This window comes from Streptomyces sulphureus DSM 40104 (assembly GCF_000381025.1).
GTDB lineage: Bacteria > Actinomycetota > Actinomycetes > Streptomycetales > Streptomycetaceae > Streptomyces > Streptomyces sulphureus.
Window position 1 is genome coordinate 521,860 of sequence record NZ_KB905816.1, and the last position, 20,971, is coordinate 542,830.

The following is a 20,971-nucleotide window of genomic DNA, read 5'->3' on the forward strand; positions in this document are numbered from 1 at the left end:
TCTCCGATCGGCCCCGGGCGCGTTCGGGCAGGCGCAACCCCGGGGTGGGGACGTAAGGGAGGCGGACCGTTGGTCGCGCGAGAAGGTCAGGCGGCGGTGAGACGGCGGCGCTCGGCCGCGAGGGCTCGTCTACGGTCCGGACCGTCGAGGATGACCTTGTCGGTCATCTCCGTCAGCCGGGAAGCCACGCGGTCACCGATGTGCGCGCGCAGGTCGGCCATACCGAGGTTCGTGGTCACCAGGGTCGGGAGCATCTGCGTGTAGCGGCGGTCGATCAGCCGCATCGTGATCTCCTCGGTCCACTCGCTCGCCTTCGCAGCGCCGAGATCGTCGATGATCAGCAGCGGGCAGCGAGCCAGGTCCTGCAGTTCGCGCTCTCCGTCGCAGCCGGGGCGGGGCCGCAGTTCGGCGTAGAGGTCGGCGGCGATGGTCGCCTTCCACCGAAGCCGGACCCCGGCGGACAGCAGGCTGCGGACGGCGCCGTAGGCCTGGTGGGTCTTGCCGGTGCCGGTGGTGCCGACGATCAGAAGCGACCGTCCCTGGGCGATCCCCGGGGAACCGTCCGGGCCCCGGCGGCCGGCGGCAGCGACTTCGCGGACCCAGGCGTCGATGGCGGGGTGATCGGCGACGGCGTCCTGGTAGCGGGCGGGGATGCGGGCCTGCGCTGCTTCCAGCGCGGGGTTGGGCTCGGCCTCGTCGGTCACCGGCGCGTTCGGGTCGACGCCGCGGGACTTGAGGATGCCGGTCAGTCGGCGGGCGATGCCGCCGACGGGCTGGGCGTCATGGTCGCGCATCACAGCTCCTCGGCGTAGGCGGCGGAAGGGTCGGCGGGGTTGGCCCAGGCCCGGTGACCGCGCACGGTAGGCGCGGATGGCGGCCGCCCCAAGGCACCGCTCGGGCCGGTTGCGTTCATGGCTTCGTGCACCAGGCTCGGCAGCGTGCTGGGATGCAGGCCCTTGGCCTGGTGCCGGGCCAGTCCGACCCGGATGTACTCGGGGTCGATGCCCTCGCCCAGCAGTTTGGCGACCTCACGGCCGAGATGCCCGAGCACACCCTGCGGCGGGCGGTGGGCGCAGGAGGCGGTGTATTCGCCGATGAGCTGCTGAGCGGAGACGGTCTCCGGTGCGGGCGCGGCAGCGCCCCCCGAAGGGGAAGATCCTAGATCCACGTTCCTAGGTCCTAGATCCGAACCGTGAGGGCTCGCTGAAGGCTCGTTGCTGCCTCCGTGAGCCCTCACTGAGGGCTCGGTGAAGGCGAGTTGACCTGGATTTTCGTTGTTCACGGAGTCGTCGTGCGCTGTTCCGTGAAGACTCACTGAACTCTCAGTGAGGCCTCCGTGATCCTTCGATGAGCGCTCAGGAAGGACTTCCGGAGGTCGCTCGGCGGCGTGGGTCGGGCAGTCGGGATGCCGAATCCCGCTGGGCCGATTGATCTTCTGATGCTTCCGGAAGGTGATGACATGCAGGTAACGCTTTCCGTCGACTTCGTAGCGGCAGACCAACCCTGCCGAGGCGAGCTGCGTCAGGTCGTCCTCGACACCGACCGGGCCGTGCCCGGGGCGCAGAGACCACAGCAGCCCGGCGATGACAGCGGGTTGGTCCCGGAAACGACCGTGGTCGTCGCATTGGGTCAGCAGGCCGAAGAACGTCCGCTCGGCGCTGATGCTCACCTCGGCGAGCGACTCCGAGGCGAAGGCCTCGGGCTTCAGGGTGCGGATTCGTGCCACTTCAGCACCCCGCCGGAGTGGTCGAGGTCTCCGCTGGCGACAATGGCAGCGCTTCCCTGAGGATCATGGGCATGCGACAATCCCTCACTCGTAGGTAGGGACATCGACCGTCACCGTCCAAGGCCGGATCGATGAGCCCCAGTTGCGTGTCCCACCGAGGCCACGCTCCGGTGTCCGGGGTGGCAGCCCCGGACACCGACCTCCTCGGTGCCGCCTCCGCGAACGCCCCCACCAGTGCACCGCACGCTGGCAAGCGACGGTGGGACAGTGATCGCGTTCGCATCAGTTGATGGCGATGGCACGACCATAGTCTGATGAAGATGATCGCTGTCAACTGGTGAAGATGACTCGCCCCACATCATTGCTCTTGAGTTGATGAATACCCCTCGGCGCGGGGTACCGTTCGGGCACGTCGCTGGAAGAGCCCCGCGGATAGCGGAGCCGAACGAACGGAGACACCGCCCGGCATGAACGAGAGCCCTCCGGAGTCCAGACGCACCCTGGCGGAGAAGGTCGACCACCTCTTCACGTCGATCCACCCGAAGGACCGCGGACCGTACTCCTACAAGGAGGTCGAGGCCGGCATCCAGAAGCAGGGCGGCCCGCCGATGTCGTCGAGCTACATCTGGCAACTCCGCACCGGCAAGAGGGACAACCCGACCATGCGGCACCTGGAGGCACTTGCCGCGTTCTTCGGCATCTCACCGGCGTACTTCTTCGACGACGAGGCAGCCGCCAGGATCGACGCCGAGCTCTCCATGCTCACCAGCATGCGCGACAGCCAGGTCCGCACCGTCGCGATGCGAGCGAACGGGCTGTCCCCGGAGACCTTGGAAACGATCCAGGGCTTCATCGAGCGCGCACGCGACCTCGAAGGGCTCAACAAGTGGGAAGAGAACGATGACTCCAACTAACTCGCTTTCAGATCACGGCTTGATATAGATACCTCACTCCGACGTCGTTCCGTTCGCCCCGGCGGATGCGAGATGTCTGATTCAGTAGCCGCGCAACGCGACCTGCCAGCGACGCCACGTGCAGGGCGTGCGATAGAAGAATCACACGGCGGATTCGCCCGCCGAAAATACGTCCTAGGATGCCCGGGCACCTGTACCGAAGCGGGATGTGGGCATCCATTCCCGTGGACAAGCACGACCCGGGAGCATCGTTGCGCTTTCGTCGACGGCTCCGGCCGCAGCACCTCCCACAGCACGGCCAGGACTCCAATGACCCGCTGTCCGGGATCGAGATCCCTGCGCCCTTCGATATCGAGAAGTTCTGCCGCGCCGTCTCGAACCATCGCGGTCGCCCGCTCTTCGTAGAGGCAGTCGAAGGGGTGAATGGTTCCGACGACGAACTCTGCGGACTGTGGGTTCAGTTGGAGAAAGTGGACTGCATCTTCTACGAAGCGTCGACTTCGCACCTGCACCGCAACCACATCGTGCTGCACGAGATCAGCCACATGCTCCTCGGACACGGCAACGGCACTGGTGACGCCCCCGGAGTCCCGCTGGACGGCTTGTTCAGCGACATCGATCCCAGCACGGTCCGATCGGTGCTGGGACGGGCCAGCTTCACCACGCCGCAGGAGCGAGAGGCCGAAGCGCTTGCTTCGAGAATCGCAAACGAGGCGCTGCTCAAACTACCGCCCGGGACACGCGATGCCGAACTCGACCGTATCGATAACGTACTTCGCGGTGACCCGAACTGATGGGTGCCGTCGAAGTAGTAGTTGCGGTCCTGTTGTGGGCGACCACATTGTGGCGCGCCACAAAGGACTGGAGAAAGGGGCACAGACGTGCCCTTTGGTGGGCGTTTTTTGGTCTGTCCGTCATGATGACGCTCCGCCTGCCCGTCGGCCATGCGCTCGATGAGGCGACTGGAGTCATCGATCTTTCTTACCTGTTGAAGCATCTTTTCGGCGGAGTGCTCGGTTCCGCTGCTGTGTTGACGTTCCTTCAGGACGTTTCTGGCCGAAAGAACGAGAACTGGCGGGCTCAACTATGGCGCTACGGGGTTCCGTTGGCTACGGCCACGGCGATGTCCGCTTTCTTCTTCGCGAAACTCCAACCGTATGAGACCTTGGCGATATACGACGAGCCCGGAGCTCGGACGGCACTGCTGCTGTACACCGTGATCTTCCTGGGGTTTCTGGGATCATCCCTCGTTTCCGGCGTACGCGTCTGCTGGCGTTGGGGACGTGACTCGGGAAACGGCGGCTTGGGATGGGGACTTCGACTGATCGGCGTTGGTCTGTCGGCAGGGGTCCTGTACTCCGTCGTACGCATCGCCGCTCTGATCTCTCGGTTCGAGGGAGCGAGGATCTTCCCCGGGAAACTCGACGACTACCTGTCGAGCTACCTCATGTTCACTGCACTCGTGCTGGTCGTCGTCGGCAGCGCTCTGCCCGCACTGGGCAAGGTCCGCTCTCGGATACGTCAGCGCCGCGCACTCGTTCGGCTACGCCCCCTGTGGCACGACCTCACGTCTGCCGTGCCGACCGTTCGCTTCGGTGAGGTGCGCTCACCCCTTACTGAGCGATGGGACGCCCGAAGGGTCGGTGAGCGGCTCTACCGGCGCACCATGGAGATTCGCGACGCCCAACTCGCGCTGAGTGACTACGCGAGTCCGACCGTGTCGGCGGCAGCTCGTCGCCATGTCGAGCAGCACGGTCACCAAGGAGCCCGAGCAGCAGTCGAGTTGGAAGCCTGCCGTCTCGCAGCTGCCCATCACGCACGGCTATACGGGGGCTCCCCCGCACCGCACCCTCATCCACCTCCCTCGGGTGGTCGGGATCTGCGGAGCGAGGTCCAAGCCCTCATCCAACTCTCCGACGCCTTCTACTCCCCCGTCGCCCGCACTTTCGTCGACGCGTCCCGCCCGCACACGCCCCCGCCCTCACTGGAGCCCCGATCATGAGCTCGTTCACCCCACCCACGCCGCCCAGCTACGCCCAGGCCGGTCCGAAGGCGAAGGCAGCGAAGCTCGTCACCGATGTGCTCGCACCCGGCAACCTCGTCATCGCGCTATTGCTGGTCGTGGGCTGGCACAGCACCCATAGCTTCGCGGGCGTCGGCTGGGGAGCCCTCGCCGCCCTCTTCTGCGGAGTCGTCCCGATCGCCATCATCCAACTCGGGGTGAGGCGAGGGCGGTTGACCGACAAACACGTTCGAGTCCGCAAGCAGCGCATCGTGCCTCTCAGCGCAAGCATCCTGTCCGTCCTCGTCGGCATCGCACTGCTCTACGCCTTCGACGCACCGAGCGACGTCTCGGCCCTCGTCATCGCGATGCTCGTCGGACTCGCCTCGGTGCTGCTGGTGACCGTCTGGTGGCAGATCTCCGCCCACAACGCCGTCGCCGGCGGCACCGTGTTGATCCTCCTCCTCGTCTATGGCCTGCCCGCCCTTCCGTTCGTCCTACTGCTACCGCTGGTCGGCTGGTCGCGACGCGTACTCAAGGCGCATACGCTCGCCCAACTCGTCTTCGGGACGGCTCTGGGCTTGATCTCCGCTGCAGCCTTCGTGCTGCTGCGATAGCCGCGCAGGGGACGTAGCGGGGTCATCCCGTGAGGCCGAGGGACACGACCGAATTCCACCGGTAGACGGGTTGCTCCCGGCGGAGCTCAACCAAGGAGACGGCGCTGACTCGCACATCGGCCGCTGCTTGGGCCCGAAGCTCGGAAACCGCTTCGACGACATCCTCAGCCGGGCGGGCCACGTTGTTGTAAGCGATGCTCAGGTGCGGACGGAAGCAGGACACCGGTCTGCCTCCCGGGAGCCCCAGCTCGGTTCCGAGTCCCGCAAGTTGCTGTTGGACAGCGACGAGGTCACGCCAGGGGGTCAGCGTCAGACGGACGGCCCCTCGGGAGCCGGCAAGGGGGTGCGCACGAAGTCCGAACTGCCGCACCGAGAGACGCTGTCGAGTGACCTCGGCCAGCCGGTCGATCTTGTTTTTGGACACCTCTGCCGCGTCGCCCACTCGACAGAGGGTGACGTGCAGACCTTCTTCGGGCACCGGGTCCATGCCCAGGTGCGCGAGGAGACGCTGGCAACCACGCGCGAGGTCGACCACGGCCGGGTCCGTGATGTGCAGCATCCAGTAGTACGCACGACGCCCGTCGTGCCACCCCGGACGTGCCCAATGGTCGTCCAGGCTGCTCAAACTCGCGAACGTCTTCCAATCGTGCTCCACGATGGTCTCTGCGTCGTCGAGATGCGGAGGTGGTGCAGGTGGGAAGGCGCGGGGATCATAGGCGAGTGGGATGTGCACGGGCTCCTGCTTCACGTACCGGGGATCGGACGGTGCTGGTGGAGCCAACTGTGCAGGAAACGACGGTACTCCACCACTCTCGGTTGATCACGCCACGGAGCCGCGGTCTCCAAGAGCTCGGATGCACGTTTGCGCACCGAGGTGATCGGGCGGTCGGAGCTACAATGAAGCGCTTCCGCTCCGAGCGTCATCGCACGGTCGAGCTCGGGACGGGGCCGCTGCAGGAGCGCGGTCGCAATGTCGAGGCGGACGAGAGTGCGGCTCCAGGCGGAATCCGAGCCCTCGACGAGGGTGTTGATCTCCCCTGCGTGCTTGAGCACCCGGTCGGCGTCGCCGAGGGACAGGTGCACGGTAACTGCGTTCGCAAGGGTGCGTGCGGGCGAGTACGGAAGGAAGTCGATGCACGCCGTCATGCCTTTCGGTAGCTCACGGAGGCTGTCCGAGAGGTCCAGTGCTCCGCCGAGCGCGCGCTCGGCTCCTCTCCGGTCCCCCGCACGCGCGAGGGCTCGTGCTTCTCCGTTGGCGAGCAACCGGATGGCCTGGGGATGGCAGGGCGCGAGTTCGACGCCGCTGCGGGCCACGGCGGCGGCTTGCCGGTATCTGCCAGCGTAGTAGAGGCCGAATGAGCGGGTGCCCAGGGTCCACATGACAGTTTCGATGTCGTCAGCCTGCCGAGCGAGCGTGTCGGCCTCGGTGCAGTAGGCATCGGTGACGGCTAGCGGAGCTCCGGCGTTCACCGCCATGTAGCCGAGCAGGCCGGCGGTTCGCGCGGCGGACGAGAGCAACCGGGCCCGGACGGAAGGGGGTTGGGTACCGGCCAGGATCACGTGCAGCATGCTGCGGAGCAGGCGGGCCTCGTGAACGAGCGGTCGCGGACCGAGTGCTTCGTACCGAGCGACGATGCCCCGGAGCGAAGCGTCTGCGTGAGCGAGCAACGACGGTTCGGCGTTGGAGCCCGTGACCGACTTGGCCTCGGCGACGACTTGGAGCGGATCGTCGAATCCCATCACGAGACCGCTGGCCGGTGTACCGGAATCGACTGGTGTCAGGAGGGCCGACCGGCCTTCAGCGGCGATGGGGGTGAGCGACCTGTCCGCATCGAGGGACGCGTCGAGATACTGTTCCACTCGTCGCCACAGCCGGCGAAGGGCACCACCGGCGTCCAGGGCGTCGTCGAACGCGTTGGCAAGACGTGAGTTGCAGGAGCGTTCGGCCTTCTCGATGCGCTCGACGGTTGTCTTGCTGACGTGCACGGAGATGCCTAGGCGTTCGGTGGAGAATCCGCGGGAGCGGCGCCAGTTGCGCAACTCGACGCCGAACCAGGCCTCCCACGAGGCGGTGTCGTCGAGTTGTTTCGGAGCTTGCGGCATGCTTCCCCCGGCGGTGGTGATGCGGACAAGGGCGCTGCGGAGCGGCTGTCCGCATCGCGGTTCGTCTTCGGTCAGCCTGGAGTCGACGACGGATCGTGCGCCAGGCAGGCCGCGAGGAAGCGGCGCCAGGCCGCGTTCCCGAACCGGCATTGAGCCAGGTCGGCTTGCTTCGAATCGCGCACCGCGACATGGCCGTTGAGGAGGAGGGCGGCCTCGACGCAGTCGTCGTTGGGGGCTCCGCTGTAGCTGCTCTTGAACCAGGCCAGGTTCTTCACGATGTCGTCCTCTCGTGTTCCAGGTGTGCCGCGGCCACGCTTTCGATCAGTGCAGCCGAATCCGCCGGTGCCAATGCCTCGTGGCACAGCTGCTCGAAAGCGGCCGAGAACGCCCGTCGGGGTCCTGGGCCTTCGAGATAGAGCGAGCCCGCGAGGTTCTCCACGTAGACCACGTCAAGCTCGGGCTGAGCACCGCCGACCAGCAGGAAGCCGTTCATAGCGGCGGTGGAGACGCCGGCCGCGAAGGGGAGTACTTGGATGGTGACGTGGGGTTTCTGCGACTGCTGTTGGAGGTGGGCGAGCTGCGCCGTCGTCGTCCCGGGGTTCGCGACGACGCGGCGGAGTACGGATTCGTCCAGCACGACCCGGTATTCGGGTATGGGCCCGCATAGGAGTTGTTGCCTGTGCATCCGCACGTCGAGCAGGCGCTCGGTATCTCCTTCCGAGAGAAGGTGCGGCCCGCTCTGTTTGATTGCTTTGGCGTACTCGCGGGTCTGTAGGAGCCCGGGCAACACCACGGGTGAGAACTGCTCAATGTGCGTGGACTCGTGTTCCAGGGCGAGCAGCATCGCCATGCAAGAGGGCAGGTTGTCGGCCTGCGACACCCACCAACCGTCGGTCTCCGTCGAGTGTTTCGCTAACTCGACGAGCGCTTCTCGCTCGGCGTCCGGCAGTCCGTAGACACGACAGAGCTGGTCGACGTGGCTCCAGCGAACTGTGCCCTTCGCCCGTTCGTAGCGGCTGACGGTGGCCTTCGAGACGCCGGCTCTGCGCCCTGCCTCCTCTGCGGTGAGGCCCGAGCCCTCCCGCAGCGCGTGCAGACGAAAGCCCAATTGGCGACGGCGAGTTGTCGGTCCCTCCGGCACGGTCCCCCCTCTCGGAGCCACGGCTTGGCGGGCAGAAAGTTACACGGCGGGCGGCGGGCGCGGCTCCGGTACCGGGAGCATGAGCCGTCCATGCGGACACTTCCCTCATGAGCGTTACACGGTGCCGTCCGGTCGGCCAATACTCCTCAGCGTAACGAAGCCGAGCCGATCTGTGATCGCTCCGATCCGTCGACGTTGAGAAGCGAGGTGCCCGCCATGTCGAGCCGTCTTCACGCCGGTCCGCGTAGTAGGTCCAGGCGTGCTGTTCGAGCCGTGTGCACGTTCCTGAGCAGGGGCGCCGGCGCACTCTTCATCGCCCTCGTCAGCTTCGGTCTGGGCGTCGTGGTCTGCGGGTACCTGACGGAGCTGGCGTGACGGGCTGCTCTCGGTCGGGGAGAAACGCGGGCAACGCAGTTGCCGACTCAACTCGTCGAAAGCGGCCGCTTCCTGGCGACGCCCCGGTACTGGTCCCCGCCTACTGGTGTCACGTGAACATCTCCGGTGGGACCTCCTGCACCGCCCAGGAGGCGGGGGACCAGCTCGTCAACTCCCCGGCTTACGCCGTCGGGTGGGTGCGCGACTTGGTCCGTGGCCTCGGACCTCAGCTTGGCTGGACCGACTTCTGCGCCATGTGGGCCTGGCTCGGTCGTCATGCAGAACGCGACTCCGCTGTCGAAGCCCTTCGCCGGGGCACCCCGTATTCCTACACGGCGCAAACCGGTGCAGCGGAATGGACGGTCAGCACCCACCGGGTTCTCGTGCTGACGCCGCTCGCGTGTCGCATCACTGGGGCGACCAGGCGAGCCCCCACGGACAGCAAATCCCTTGCGTTGGAGGAATGATGACCAGACGCATGCAGGCTTCTCCGGACCTGCCGTCCGTTCTTCTCGCAGCTGCCGAGCGGGCTGATCATATCTGGCAGCTCCCGAGCCAGCAGCTCGTCGACGCGACGGAATCCAAGCTCACCGAGATCCGAAAGGCGGAGCAGTCCGCGATTCAGGTGCTGTCGCGCATCATCGACGAGCACGGATGGCCGGGCGTCCGACTCGTCGGGATTGAAGGAGCGCGGGCGGCCTGGCTGTTGGCGCTCCGTGCCGACCGTTTCCCACGTGCTCAGGAGCGGTTCCTGCATCGCCTCAAAGAGGCAGCACGGCGGGGAGACGCCGAGTGGTCCTGGTGGGCCCACTTGTACGACAGGGTGTGCGTACAGCGGGGCACACCGCAGTCGTACGGCACCCAACACATCCTCACCGGGAACAGGTTGGTTCCGCATCCCGTCGCAGATGCCGAGGAGCTCGATGCGCGACGAAAAACGGTGGGACTCCCTCCGTATGAGCGCGCCACATCGGGCCTGAAGACGCGTGCCCGGCGGGCTCGGGCGGTGGGCACATGCTGACGGCTCTCGCCTACCTGGTGGTGCTGTCGGTCTCGTACTGGCGACGCACCGACCGCCGACAGAGGCGACCATCCCAAACGGGTGGCACGGCTGGCTGCTTGGGGTTCGGTGCGGTCGTCCTGCTCCTGCTGTGCCTCATCCCTCTCGAAGGTCTTGCACGGTTACCGCAACCCCGGGTGGAGGCATGGCGATGACGTCCAACTGCGTCTCCGGTGTCAACGGTGCCGGCGTGGTCGTGCAGGCGGGCGAGGTGTACGGCGGTGTCCACGTAAGCCGGTCGGCTTCGCAGCCGTGGGAGACGAGGCCGCAGCAGCTGCCGCCCGATCCGCCGGTGTGGTGCGACAGGGAGAACGAGCTCGCGCGGCTCGATTCCTGGGCGGCCGAGTTCGCCCCGGACGGCCACGCACTCCTCGTCCTGACCGGTCCGGGCGGGATCGGCAAGACGCAATTGGCCGCTCGATGGCTCCGCGGACGCTCGCTACCGGGCGGGCAGCTCTTCGCCGACCTCGGCGGCAGCGGAGGGGCGCTGGAGCCCGAAGTCGTCCTGCGGCACTGGCTGGTCGCGCTCGGAGTGGAGCACGCCGGCCACGAAGTGCAGGGGTTGTGGCGCACGGTGACCGCATCCCGACCGAAGCTCGGTCTTCTCGTCGACAACGCACGGTCCACGCACCAGGTCCGGGCGTTGCTGCCGGCCGGTGGGGCGCACACGGTCGTCGTCACGGCCAGGCGCGCTCTTCCTGCGCTGGCCGGGCACGGAGCGCGCTTCCTTCGCGTCCCGCCGCTGCCGCGGGACGGCTCCCAAGCACTGCTTCGTCACCTTCTCGGGACGGAGCGGGTCCACGCGGATCTCGACGCCGCGGAGGCCCTCGCGAGTGCCTGCGGACACCGCCCACTCCCCCTGTGCATCGCCGCCGCACGCCTGGCCGCGCGTCCGGGCGCATCACTGCAACTCGCCCACGGAGGCTTGATGGAATCCCTCGACGAGACCTACGCAGAACTCACCGTCGACGAGGCTCGCTGCTACCGCGTCCTCGGGCTGCTTCCCGTCGTCGACGTCGACCTCGACGCCGTCGCCACTGCCGGCGCGCTGCCTGCCGATGTGGCCGAGCGCGCGCTCGAAGCGCTCGTAGACCTCCGCTTGGCGGAGCCCGTACGTCGCGGTGGACGCCTGACGGTGCGTCTGCACGACGACGTCCGTCGCCATGCCGCCGCTTTGGCCCGTGACGACACGGCCGATATGCAGCAGGAGGTGTTGCGGCGTTGGATGGGCTGGCTTCTGGCGACCGCGACGAGCGCCGAGCGCCAACTGGCCCCATGGCACCGGCGTCTGCCGCGCGACCTGGTGTACCTGCCGAACCCGGCCCCGTTCCACGACCACGGCGCCGCTCTCGACTGGTTGCAGGACCACGAGGCCGCTCTCCGGGCGGCGATCCTGCTCGCCGAGGAGCGCCGATGGGATCGGACCGTCTGGCAGCTCGTCCACGCGATGTGGCCGCACTTCCACCGTCGCAAACCGTTGGAGCTCGGCGTCGACCTTCACCAGCGCGGGCTCGCCGCAGCCCGCCGGTGCGGCGATCGGCTCGCCGAGCGGGAGATGCTCACCTCCCTTGGCGTGATGCTCCGCGGCCTGCGTCGTCACACCGAGGCCCGCGAGGGCGCAGCCCTGGCGCTGGAGAGCGCCCGCCTCGACGACGACCCGCGCGGCATGGCACAGGCGCTGAACCAGCTGGGCAACATACACCTCGAACAGGGCGAACTCGGCCTTGCGCGCCCGCTCTTGGAGGAGAGCCTTCGCCTGCGCGAGGCCCTCCGCGAGCGGCATGCCGACGACGCGGAGCTCTACTCCCGTCAAGCCGGGCTCACCCGCGTCCTCCTCGGCTGGCTGGCCCTCGATGAGGGCCGGGACGCCGACGCGATCGAACAGCTCGGGCAGGCGCACAGCGCTCTGGCCGGTGTCGGCGACCGGTTGGACGCCGCGCGCGCACTCGCCTTCCTCGCCAGTGCCCACGGGCGTTCGCCCGACCAACTTCCCCGTAGCTGGGCGCTCTTCGATCGAGCCGAGGCACAGTTCGCCGAAGCCGGCGCTGTGTTGTGGCACGCACGGGTCGCGGAGTTCCGGGGCGATGTTGCCCGGCGGCACGAGCGCTGGGGCGACGCACGTGCCGCCTACACCGAGGCCGTCCGGCGCTTCACCACGGTTCCCGACAGCCTGAGCACCGACGACGCGCACCGTATCGCTGCCCTTCTCGACCAACTCCCCTCCGTCGGTGACGAGTAGGCGAGTTCGGCGGGCGCGAATCCGCGCGGCCTTCCACTGACAAGGAGACCTTTCGTGCAAGATGGCCGATGTCCCTCCGACGGCGAGGTGGGGGGCGCGTTGCGGTTCGTCGGGGTCGACCCCGGCACCGGGCAGCAGGGCTCCCCGACGGTGTGGGTCGACGCGCGCACGGCTGAGCTCGTCATCCAAGGCTGGAAAGCCGGACCTGAGCTGGAGAATGCCTGTGCCGAAGGCCAGGCCCCCGGGCACGCTCCGGGGGTGCCGCACCAGGAGGCTGTCGTCCGGCTCCCGGCGCGCATGGTGGGGATCGTGAGAGAGGCGTGCGAGGTGGTGCAGCAGGGTGAAGAGCGGGAGCCCGGCGCCGTGATCCGTGCGGCCGAGCACGAAGACTCCCGATGCTCCGGCGAGCAGCCATCACGAGTACCTCGGCGAACTGCTGATTGACACGTCCCCCACAGAAGAGCCGCCCATGTCGATGTCGCCCTCCTCAAGCGACCGCGTAGCACGGGAAGTTGTCGCCCATCGACTTCGCGGATTGCGGGTGGCTGCAGGCCTGACCGGTCATGAATTGTCGCGGCGGTGCGGCTGGAGCGATGCGAAGACCTCACGCATCGAGAGCGCGAAGACCCCGCCCTCGGCCGCCGACATCGACGCCTGGTGTGCGGCCTGCGAAGAGCCGGCTCAGGCGGTGGATCTGATCGTCGCGTCCCGGCACGTGGACGAGATGTACGCGTCGTGGCAGCAGCTCCACCAGCACGGTATGCGCCAGGCGCAGGAGGATGTGCAGCACCTGTACGGAACCACACGGCACTTCCGTATCTACTGCTCGAACGTCCTGCCCGGCGTGCTTCAGACGCGAGAGTACGCAACGGCGTTGCTGGCGACCATATCCTCGTTCCAGGGCACTCCCGACGACTCCGTCTCGGCTGCCGAGGCCCGCTTCGCCAGGTCCTTCGTATTGCAGGACGGGCATCGCTCCTTCGCCTTCCTGCTGGAAGAGGCCGTGCTGCACCACCGGCAGGCGCCTGCGGACGTGCTCGTCGCGCAGCTCCACTCGGTTCTCGACGTTATGCGTCGCCCGAACGTGTCGTTGGGGATCGTTCCGTCCGACGCCCCGCGGGCGACCTCCTGGCCGCTTGAGTCCTTCTACCTCTTCGACGACCGACGGGTCAGCGTCGAGCTGCTCACAGCGGCGGTCAACCTCACCGCGCCGAGCGAAGTCGCCGCCTACGCCAAGGCGTTTTCCGCGATCGCCGGAACGGCCGTCTACGGAGACCGAGCCCGCAACCTGATCTCGAAGGCGCTCAGCACGCACGAGTGACTTGGTGCAAATCGATGCAAGAACGTGGCCGCAGCGTTCCGCGAGTTTCTAGCCTCACTTCAGGTCGCCGCTCCGCGCTGAGCTTCGCCGCCGTGTTCTCACCTCCCTGTGCGCCCGCCCCATTCGGAAGGAACAGATCTCCGTGAACGACATGAACGCCGCCGACCGTGCCGCCCGGCTTCGGGACGAGGCGGTCGACACCCTCGTCGCGGGCGGGACCGTCACGACCAAGGAGGTCGAGTCAGCACTCCGCAAGGTTCCGCGGCATCTCTTCGCTCGCGAGGCCCCGTTGGAGGACGTCTACGACGCCTACCGTGCGGTCGTCACCAAGACCGACGAATACGGCGTCGCACAGAGCTCGGTCTCGGCGCCGCAGGTGCAGGCGATGATGCTGGAGCAGGCCGGCATTGCGCCGGGCGCGCGGGTGCTGGAGATCGGCTCGGGCGGTTACAACGCCGCGCTCGTCGCGGAGCTGGTCGGCGAGGCGGGGGAGGTGACGACCGTCGACATCGACCCGGATGTCACCGCCCGAGCACGTCGGCTGCTCGACGAGGCCGGCTACTCCCGCGTCCGCGTCGTCACATCCGATGCCGAGGAGGGCGTGCCGCAGCACGCTCGCTACGACGCGATCGTCGTCACGGCGGGGGCATGGGACATTCCCTGCGCGTGGGTGCGGGACCTTGCGCCGCACGGTCGCCTCGTCGTCCCGCTACGGATGCGGGGCCTGACCCGCTCGATCTCCTTCAACCGGCACGGCGACCATCTCGCCAGCACCTCCGCGTTGGTGTGCGGGTTCGTGCCGATGCGGGGAGCCGGCGCCCACCGCGAGACTCTGCTCCTCGTCAACGGCACGGACGAGATCGGGCTGCGCTTCGACGACGGTATGCCGATCCAGCCGCAGGAGCTGGACAACGCGGTGCGCACGCCCCGGGCGGAGGTCTGGAGCGGCGTGACGCTCGGCCGGCAAGAACCCTTCGACACACTGCAATTGTACCTCGCCACGGTGCTCGGCGGGTTCTGCATCATGGCCGTCGACCCCACCCTCGACTCCGGCGTCGTCGCGCCGACGAACAAGCGGTACAGCCTCGCGGCCGTCGCCGGTGACACCTTCGCCTACGTCACCACTCGCCGCACCGACGACGAATCCTCAGTCGAGTTCGGCGTGCACGCGCTCGGCCCGCACCGACAGCAGCTCGCCGAGGAGATCGCCGCGCACCTACGGCGGTGGAACGAGACCGTGCGCGGCGGCAGCGGGCCGACGATCGGCGTCTATCCGGCCGGTACCCCCACCGACCAACTACCGGGCGAGCGCGTCATCGACAAGCGGCACAGCCGCATCACCCTCTCCTGGCCCTCCCCCGGCGAAACCAGCTGAGGAGCCAGGGACCGCACCATCCGACTCCGACGCACAGGAGAGTGATCGAGATGGCCATCACCCCAACCCTCCCGGCCCTGACGGCGGAACCCGCAGTCCAGCCGGGCGAGTTGACGGAGTTGAGCAGCGAGCCCCCCGAGCTCGCGGAACTGCCCTTCGACCCCGAGGAGTTCACCCTCGACGTCAGTGTCGTCGTCGCGGCGCACCCCAACGGCAAGCTGATGTGCGACACCAGCGACGGCTGCGGCTCCACCTGCAGCGGCAGCGCCTGCAACTCCTTCACCGACGACCCCGCCTGACAGCCCCATGCCCGGGTGCGCCCCGCCGCTCGGCTCGGCGCGCCCGGACTTCATCATCCGTCGTCTTCACGCAGGGAGGGCACGTGGCAGCACGTCGAAGTATCCGCTACGCGTGGCAGGGCGGAGGCATGCTCCGCGCCACGACCGCCCACGCTCATCCGGACGTACCACGCAATCTCGACCTTGAGGACGCTGCCCGGGTCCTCGCCTGGCTGAACACGACCTGGTTGCACGACGCTCTGCGAGAAGCACTGCTCGTCGCGAATCCGCAACTCCACCAACGGATCGAGGCTCTGACCCGTGAACGCTGCCCGGCGGCACGGCAGTTACGGCGTGCCGTGCTGTCGCTCACCTCGTACCTCCTGCGTTGGGACGGCAGGACGACGCCGTTCGGTCTCTTCGCCGGCGTCGCCGGCATCCAAGTCGGAGCGGAGGCCCAGTACTCGTGGGGAGGCAGGCACCGTGTGCATGTGCGGCCGGACGCGGTCTGGCTCGCCGACGTCCTTCAACGCCTGGAAGAACAGCCGGAGGTGCGCGAGCGACTTTCGTTCGTCACCAACAACACCGGCCACCGGCGCGGGACCCGTTTCGTCGTACCGGGGATTCCGGATGCCTGGAGCGGGGAGTTCGCGCCGGTGGAGGTTTCCGTCGAGGTCACCCGTCCGGTCGCCCTCGTGCTCGACGCCGCCCAGCGTCCCTGCACCTATGGCGAGCTGCACGACAGCCTCTTGACGCGGTTCCCCTCAGCAAAGGGAAACGATATCGCCCGAGTCCTCGACGGGCTGATCGCGCAGGGCGTGTTACTCAGCAGCCTGCGAGCGCCCATGACCGACCTCGACCCCCTCGGGCACCTGTGTGAACAGCTCCACGCAGTGCAAGCGGACGAGATCCCGCACCTTCAAAACCTCCTGCACCGTCTCCGCGCCCTGCACCATCAACTCGCAGTTGCACAGTGCGGATCAGCCGCGCCGCTGGCCGCAGCACTCACGGACCTGCGGCAGGTGAGCAACGCAGCTCCGGTGCCGCTCGTCGTCGACACCTCGCTCGATGCCGACGTGCAGTTGCCGAGGTCTGTCGTGCGGGAGGCGGCTCAGGCTGTCGAGGTGATGTATCGCCTCACGCCCGCGCCGTTCGGCAGACCGGAGTGGCGTGACTACCACCAACGCTTCCGCTCGCGCTACGGCGTCGGCGCCTGCGTCCCTCTCATGGAACTGGTCTCCGACAGCGGACTCGGACTCCCGGCCGGCTTCCAGGGCTCCGCTCGACAGCGGCAACCACGGGTGGTCACGCCACGCGACGAGAAGCTGCTGGCCCTGGTTCAGGATGCGCAGCGCGACGGGCACAACGAGCTCGTCCTCGACGAGGGCACCGTCGCCTCCCTCGCTCTGGGAGCCGACGAGGAGTTACTTCCGGTGCCGCGGGTCGAGGTCGCCTTCGAGGTCCACGCCGAGTCGCTCCAGTCCTTGAACCACGGTGCCTTCGAAGTCGCCATTACTGGGGCGCCCAGGCCGGCGACGAGCATGGCCGGACGGTTCCTCCACCTGCTGTCCGAGCGCGAGCGGGCGGAGTGGGCATCCTCATACATATCCGCGGAAGTGGACACGCAGGCGGTCCAGTTGTCCTTCGTCCCGCGCAAGCGCCGCAACGAGAACGTCGCGCGGACCCCCGAGATCCTGGACCAGGTCATCACGCTCGCCGAACACCGGCGGCACGAGTCCGGAATCCCGCTCCAGGACCTGGCCGTCACCGCCGACGCCCGCCGCTTCCATCTCGTACAGAGGTCGACAGGACGGCACCTGGCCCCACGAGTCCTGCACGCTCTGGAAGCCTCGGTCCACACCCCTCCCCTCGCCCGCTTCCTCGCCGAACTCCCTACCGCGCGCTGCGCCGCCTACGGCGGCTTCGACCTCGGCCTCGCGGCGGCACTGCCCTCACTGCCCCGCGTTTGCTACCGCAACACCATCCTCTCGCCCGCTCGTTGGCGCCTCCGCCGCGAAGAGATCTCCGCGAGCGACGACCAGGCCCTTTGGGACAAGCACCTCGACGACTGGCGGGGCCCTCGACACGTGCCGAAGCGGGTACTCGCCGTCGTGGACAACCAACGTCTCCCGCTCGACCTCGAACATCCCTGGCACCGCCGTCTTCTGCGCCGCGCACTCAACGCCACCGGTCACCTTGAGCTGCGAGAGGCCCCCGCGCCGGGCGCATTCGGTTGGTGCGACAACCGGCCGCACGAGTTGCTTCTCCCCCTCATCGCGGAGACGCCCGCGGAACAGGCACCGCTCCCGACATCCCGGGGACACGCTCAGGCGCAGTGGCCCGGGCGTTCCCGCGTCCTGACGGCACGTCTAAACGCTCACCCGGCCCGCTTCGACGACATCCTGCTCGATCATCTACCGACGCTACTCGACGAGTTCATCTCGCCACCGCGCTGGTGGTTCATCCGGGCACACAACCGCTCTCAACCCGGCCAAGCCCCACAGCTCGTGCTGCACTTCCACCTGTCGGACCCATCGGACTACGCTTCCGCAGGCGAGGCATCACATGACTGGGCAACACGTCTACGCGACCGACACCTGTGCAGCGACCTGGCGATGACCTCCTACACACCCCAGGTCGGCCGCTACGGCAGCGGCCCGGCGATGGACGCGGCACACAGGGTCTTCCACGCCGACTCCCTCGCAGCCCTGGCCCAGCTCCAAGCCACCCGACGATCACGGCTCCCTGCCCCGGCGCTCACCGCCGCCAGCATGCTCGACCTCGCGACCGCCTTCGCCGCCTCACCTGGCGAAGCACTGCACTGGCTCGTGGACACCCTCCCCCGCAGCAATGGCCCGCTCGACCCGCACCTGCGCGACGAAGCCTTCGCCCTCCTCGACGGCCCCGCCCTGCCCCGTCGTGAAGAACTCGCCACGACTTGGCACGACCGGGCCCAAGCCCTCGTCCACTACCGCGCCCGTCTGCTCGCCGAACGCGACCCGCTCACCGTCCTGCGCTCACTCCTCCACCAACACCAGCTCCGAGCGCTGAGCGTCGACGAACACGACCAGGAAACCACCGACCGGCTGGTCCGCTCCTGCGCCCTACGCCGGATCAACTCGCCCCGACGCAACCGATGAACGTCGAGCGCATCCTCCTCGACGAGACCCTGAGCACCTACACTCGGCACCTTCAGCCGCAGCAGACCTCCTCAAACAGCAATCCCTGGCACGCACAATCCCTCGCCCACGGAGCCGTCGGAACAGCACTCTTCGCCATCGAACGCACCCACCGTGGAGAGGCTGCCCACGCGGAGGCCCACGCCTGGCTCACGCACGCCACCAAGGCGCCGATCAGCGCAGTCGACAGCACCGGCCTCTTCCTCGGCGCCCCCGCCCTCGCCTTCGTCCTGGACACCACCGGCCACTACACCGAGGCCCGGGCGCGCCTCCACGAGTGCGTCCTCACCCTCACTCGGCGACGCCTCCGTATTGCTCATGCCCGCCTGGCTGCCGGCGAGCTGGCGGCCTTCCACGAGTACGACCTGCTCTACGGCCTCACCGGTCTTGGCGCATACCTCCTCCGCACCGCACCGACCAGCTCCACGATGGAGCAACTCCTGCACTACCTCATCGCCTTGGCCCGCCCACTCCCCTACAACGCGCATCTCCCGGGATGGTGGGTCGGACACGACCCCGAGACCCGCCCCGATCCACACGGCGGACACGCCAACTTCGGCCTCGCCCACGGCTTCACCGGCCCCCTGCTCCTCCTCAGCAAAGCCCTTTTGCGCGGCCTCATCGTCGACGGACATCACGACGCCCTCACCGACATGTGCGGATGGCTCACCCGCTGGAAACAACCCGGCGACCGCGGCCCCTGGTGGCCCGAGACCCTCACCCGCGCCGAACTAGCCACCGGCGCCCCCGACCAGCCGGGTCCCGCCCGACCGAGCTGGTGCTACGGCACCCCCGGCATCGCCCGCGCCGGGCAGCTCGCCGCCCTCGCTCTCCGCGACACCACCCTCCAGGACGGGTTCGAACACGCCGCCCTCGCCTGCCTCACGGACCCGAACCAACTCGCTCGTCTCACTGACCCGGGCCTCTGCCACGGCTGGGCCGGCCTGTACCAGACCACCCGGCACACCGTCCGCGACGCTCGAATCCGTGAACTCGCCACGCACCTACCCGTCTTGGCCGCCGCCCTCACACACCAAGCCCAAGACCTCCCTGCCAGCTCCGGCTTTCTCACCGGAGCCACCGGCGTCGCCCTCGCCCTCACCACCGCCGCTGCCCCCGAGACACCGACCTGCGGATGGGACGCATGCCTCCTGACCGACTGACCCCAGAAGACCGCACGAGCACTATCGAAGACGCCGTTTTCACCCTCCTAAACGGCACGCCCGCACACATGGCGACGGCCGACACCGGCCTCACCAGCGCCGAACTCCGCGATGCCGCCGACAACTATCGGCGAGCAGGACGAGAAGCGCTCACCCGCGGCACTCTCCGTACCGAATGGCACCAACTCAACCTACAGTTCGACCACTGGCCCACCGCTGACGCCACCGCTCGCGACCACCTGGCCCCTCTCCTCGACCAGGCTCAAGAAGCCGGCGAACTCTCCGGCTGGTGGTTCATCCGCAAACACCCCTGCTGGCGACTACGCCTCCGCACACTCCACCGCGCTCTCCCGGAGCACCTCCGCACCGGCCTGACCAGCCTCGTCAACTCCGGCCACCTACACCGCTGGTGGCCCACCCTCTACGAACCCGAAACCGCAGCCTTCGGCGGCGAGACCGGCATCCACATCGCTCACGACCTCTTCACCGCCGACAGCCACGCCATCCTCCACCCATCCAACACCCCGCTCGGCCGCCGCGAACTCTCCGTCCTGCTGTGCACCACGCTGTTCCGCGCCGCAGGACTCGAATGGTACGAAACCGGCGACACCTGGCACCGCGTCGCTGAAGAACGCCCACGCCACCAGCTCCCCCACGCCCAACTCGATGCCCTGACTGCGAAGATCACCGCTCTCCTCCACAGCGACATCTCCCCAAACGGTGCCCTCCTCAGCACCACCAGCCCTGCAGCCGCAGCGAGCCAACATCACTGGGCCTTTCACCAGGCCGGTACCGCACTCGGTGAAGCCGCCCGAAATGGCACCCTCCAGCGGGGCCTCCGCCAAGTCCTCACCTACCACGTCCTATTCCACTGGAACCGCCTCGGCCTTCCCCTCAAGAGCCAGGCGGCTCTCGCCGTTACGGCACGAAAAGCGATCCTCGACCCATCAACGTCGGTCGAGAGCGCGTAAGCGGAGCAAGCGACTTACCAGCAGCTTCTCTCGGCTGTCGATAGCCATTTCGGCCGTTCGTCAACGTCCCAACAACACCTCACAACAGCCGCATTGCCCTCGGACCCTCGGGATAGCCGAACGCCGCAGCGCCCAGAGGAGAGCAGCTCCACAATATGGCCGGCGTACTCCTGATGTCCGAGGGTGGAAGTACGGAAGCAGCACACGTAGATTGCTGTGGCGCCTGATCACGAAGGCCATAGGGGCGCGAATGCAGCAATCACGTGCGCCCCAAAGTAAGTTCGTCCTTGCGGTCCGCCGCTGACATCTTGTTGGATCTCCGCAACAGAAGATCCAACACTCCTGCATCTGTCCAGGACGAGCCCATGCGCGGTACGCCGTGCGATCCACACACCTCCGCCAGCGCCAAGCCGAGGCTCCTGAACGAACGAGCACGACGAGGGGTGGATTCGGCGAGGCGCTCGGCACCGACCTGACACCCCGTCAGCAAAGTCAGCATTGGGTCAG

At 67.8% G+C, this 20,971-nt stretch carries 18 protein-coding genes; 12 read left to right on the forward strand and 6 right to left on the reverse strand.

The window, feature by feature from the left end; genetic code table 11:
- Positions 1 to 86 precede the first annotated feature (86 nt).
- Both F603_RS0114255 and F603_RS0114260 read right to left on the reverse strand, forming a co-directional pair.
- Positions 87 to 794 carry an ATP-binding protein gene (locus tag F603_RS0114255; protein ID WP_019546684.1) on the reverse strand — a complete coding sequence of 236 codons (708 nt, stop codon included), beginning with the start codon at positions 792 to 794 and terminating at the stop codon, positions 87 to 89.
- Positions 794 to 1,726 carry a hypothetical protein gene (locus F603_RS0114260; protein ID WP_026328412.1) on the reverse strand — a complete coding sequence of 311 codons (933 nt, stop codon included), beginning with the start codon at positions 1,724 to 1,726 and terminating at the stop codon, positions 794 to 796. Before F603_RS0114260 ends, F603_RS0114255 begins: the two co-directional genes overlap by 1 nt.
- A gap of 467 nt (positions 1,727 to 2,193) precedes the next feature.
- On the opposite strand from F603_RS0114260, the gene F603_RS0114265 reads away from it, so the two are divergent.
- The 4 genes from F603_RS0114265 (at position 2,194) to F603_RS0114275 (ending at position 5,259) form a co-directional block, all read left to right on the forward strand.
- Positions 2,194 to 2,640, forward strand: coding sequence for a helix-turn-helix domain-containing protein (locus tag F603_RS0114265; protein ID WP_019546687.1), 447 nt, complete (start codon positions 2,194 to 2,196; stop codon positions 2,638 to 2,640).
- Positions 2,641 to 2,864: 224 nt separating this feature from the next.
- On the forward strand, positions 2,865 to 3,434 hold the full coding sequence (locus F603_RS32170; RefSeq protein ID WP_019546688.1) for a hypothetical protein: 570 nt from the start codon (positions 2,865 to 2,867) through the stop codon (positions 3,432 to 3,434).
- Entirely contained in the window at positions 3,434 to 4,642 is a 1,209-nt protein-coding gene (locus F603_RS35100) for an MAB_1171c family putative transporter (RefSeq protein ID WP_342665923.1), read from the forward strand. The genes F603_RS32170 and F603_RS35100 overlap by 1 nt, the downstream gene beginning before the upstream one ends.
- Complete coding sequence (locus F603_RS0114275; protein WP_019546689.1) at positions 4,639 to 5,259, forward strand: hypothetical protein; 621 nt, start codon at positions 4,639 to 4,641, stop codon at positions 5,257 to 5,259. The genes F603_RS35100 and F603_RS0114275 overlap by 4 nt, the downstream gene beginning before the upstream one ends.
- 22 nt (positions 5,260 to 5,281) lie before the next feature.
- Here the strand turns inward: F603_RS0114275 and F603_RS0114280 are convergent, their stop codons facing one another.
- The 4 genes from F603_RS0114280 to F603_RS0114295 all read right to left on the reverse strand — a co-directional run bounded on the left by F603_RS0114280 (position 5,282) and on the right by F603_RS0114295 (position 8,503).
- Positions 5,282 to 5,992, reverse strand: coding sequence for a 2'-5' RNA ligase family protein (locus F603_RS0114280; protein WP_245600773.1), 711 nt, complete (start codon positions 5,990 to 5,992; stop codon positions 5,282 to 5,284).
- 11 nt (positions 5,993 to 6,003) lie between these two features.
- Positions 6,004 to 7,362, reverse strand: a complete 1,359-nt coding sequence (locus tag F603_RS34665; RefSeq protein ID WP_019546691.1) for a helix-turn-helix domain-containing protein — start codon at positions 7,360 to 7,362, stop codon at positions 6,004 to 6,006.
- Positions 7,363 to 7,433: 71 nt separating this feature from the next.
- Complete coding sequence (locus F603_RS0114290) at positions 7,434 to 7,637, reverse strand: DUF397 domain-containing protein (RefSeq protein ID WP_019546692.1); 204 nt, start codon at positions 7,635 to 7,637, stop codon at positions 7,434 to 7,436.
- Entirely contained in the window at positions 7,634 to 8,503 is an 870-nt protein-coding gene (locus F603_RS0114295) for a helix-turn-helix domain-containing protein (protein ID WP_245600774.1), read from the reverse strand. Before F603_RS0114295 ends, F603_RS0114290 begins: the two co-directional genes overlap by 4 nt.
- 838 nt (positions 8,504 to 9,341) lie before the next feature.
- On the opposite strand from F603_RS0114295, the gene F603_RS32185 reads away from it, so the two are divergent.
- The 8 genes from F603_RS32185 to F603_RS0114350 all read left to right on the forward strand — a co-directional run bounded on the left by F603_RS32185 (position 9,342) and on the right by F603_RS0114350 (position 20,464).
- A complete protein-coding gene (locus tag F603_RS32185; protein WP_158678643.1) occupies positions 9,342 to 9,899 on the forward strand; it encodes a DUF6624 domain-containing protein in 558 nt (185 codons plus the stop codon).
- A 190-nt stretch (positions 9,900 to 10,089) separates the two neighbouring features.
- Entirely contained in the window at positions 10,090 to 12,177 is a 2,088-nt protein-coding gene (locus F603_RS32190) for a tetratricopeptide repeat protein (protein ID WP_158678644.1), read from the forward strand.
- Between the two features lie 469 nt (positions 12,178 to 12,646).
- A complete protein-coding gene (locus F603_RS0114325; RefSeq protein WP_026328416.1) occupies positions 12,647 to 13,498 on the forward strand; it encodes a helix-turn-helix domain-containing protein in 852 nt (283 codons plus the stop codon).
- A gap of 151 nt (positions 13,499 to 13,649) precedes the next feature.
- Positions 13,650 to 14,873 (forward strand): methyltransferase, FxLD system, encoded by a 1,224-nt coding sequence (gene fxlM, locus F603_RS0114330; RefSeq protein WP_037956088.1) that lies wholly within the window; start codon positions 13,650 to 13,652, stop codon positions 14,871 to 14,873.
- A 50-nt stretch (positions 14,874 to 14,923) separates the two neighbouring features.
- Positions 14,924 to 15,172, forward strand: a complete 249-nt coding sequence (locus F603_RS36550; protein WP_019546701.1) for an FxLD family lanthipeptide — start codon at positions 14,924 to 14,926, stop codon at positions 15,170 to 15,172.
- 83 nt (positions 15,173 to 15,255) lie between these two features.
- Positions 15,256 to 18,291, forward strand: a complete 3,036-nt coding sequence (locus F603_RS0114340) for a lantibiotic dehydratase (protein ID WP_026328418.1) — start codon at positions 15,256 to 15,258, stop codon at positions 18,289 to 18,291.
- On the forward strand, positions 18,288 to 19,493 hold the full coding sequence (locus F603_RS0114345) for a lanthionine synthetase C family protein (RefSeq protein ID WP_019546703.1): 1,206 nt from the start codon (positions 18,288 to 18,290) through the stop codon (positions 19,491 to 19,493). Before F603_RS0114340 ends, F603_RS0114345 begins: the two co-directional genes overlap by 4 nt.
- A gap of 68 nt (positions 19,494 to 19,561) precedes the next feature.
- The gene (locus tag F603_RS0114350) at positions 19,562 to 20,464 is read left to right on the forward strand and encodes a thiopeptide-type bacteriocin biosynthesis protein (RefSeq protein WP_019546704.1); all 903 of its coding nucleotides are present in this window, start codon (positions 19,562 to 19,564) and stop codon (positions 20,462 to 20,464) included.
- The last annotated feature ends 507 nt before the right edge of the window (positions 20,465 to 20,971 follow it).